Annotated in this window: 1 protein-coding gene; it reads right to left on the reverse strand. The window is 79.3% G+C overall.

The features are described from left to right. Window positions 1-120: 120 nt before the first annotated feature. Window positions 121-1,257 (reverse strand): TadA family conjugal transfer-associated ATPase (locus tag KIK08_RS39075; protein WP_250558680.1); only part of this gene is annotated, 1,137 nt, incomplete at its 5' end.

Consider the following 1,257-nt stretch of genomic DNA (forward strand, 5'->3'; position numbering starts at 1 on the left):
GCGGCGGCCAGAGGGCCGCGACGCGCGCCGCGGCCGGGGAACCCGGGCCGAGCCAGAGCAGCACGGCGAGCAGGAGCGCAGTCGGCGCAGCGATCGGGGCGATCGGGGCGATCGGGGTGGTCACCACGGCGCCTTCACCCCCCGCTCGTCGAGCAGCTCGGCGAGCCGGGCCGCTCCCGGGCCGTGGCCGCGCTCGCGGGTCCAGGCCGGTTCGACGACGACGCCGCGGGACGGGTCGCGCCCGAGCACGCCGACAGCGTCGAGCACCCGCGCCCCGGTGCGCAGCCTGCGCATGTGCAGCACGACCTGGACGGCCGCGGCCAGCTGGCTGTGCAGGGCGTTGCGCGACAGGCCACCGGCGGCGGCCAGCGCCTCCAGCCGGGCCGGGACCTCGCGGGCGGAGTTGGCGTGCACGGTGCCCGCGCCGCCGTCGTGGCCGGTGTTGAGCGCGGCCAGCAGGTCGCACACCTCGGCGCCGCGCACCTCCCCGACGACGAGGCGGTCGGGTCGCATCCGCAGCGCCTGGCGGACCAGGTCGCGCAGGGTGACGCCACCGGCGCCCTCGATGTTGGCCGGGCGGGCCACGAGCCGCACGACGTGCGGGTGGCGCGGGCTCAGCTCGGCGACGTCCTCGACGCACACCACCCGCTCGTCGCGCCCGACCGCGCTCAGCAGCGCGGCGAGGATCGTGGTCTTGCCGGTGCCGGTGCCGCCGGAGACCAGGAAGGCCAGCCGGGCGTCCACCACGGCCCGCAGCAGGGCGTCGCCCGCCGCGCCGACCGTGCCCAGCCCGCGCAGGGCGGTGAGGTCGTGCGCTGCCGGGCGCAGCACCCGCAGCGACAGGCAGGTGCCGTCGGCGGCGATGGGCGGCAGCACGGCGTGCAGCCGCACCCCGATGTCGGCCAGCCAGCCGTCGACGTAGGGGCTGGCGTCGTCGAGGCGGCGACCGGCCGCGATCGCCAGCCGCTGCGCGAGCCGGCGCACCGCCGCCTCGTCGGGGAACCGCAGGCCGGTGGCCTGCGGTCCGGCGCCGCGGTCGACCCAGACCGAGCGCGGTCCGCAGACCAGCACGTCGGTGGTGCGGGGGTCGCGCAGGAGCTCGTCGAGCGGGCCCGCGCCGACGAACTCCTGGCGCAGCACCCGCAGCGCGGCCAGCACGTCGAGGTCGGAGGCGACCCCGCCGGCCTCCGCGCGCACGGCCGCGGCCACCGCGGACGGCGTGGTCTCGCCGCCGGCGGCGGCCAGCCGCGAGCGGAC

It is taken from the genome of Pseudonocardia lacus (genome assembly GCF_018531445.1).
GTDB classification, from domain to species: Bacteria; Actinomycetota; Actinomycetes; order Mycobacteriales; family Pseudonocardiaceae; genus Pseudonocardia; species Pseudonocardia lacus.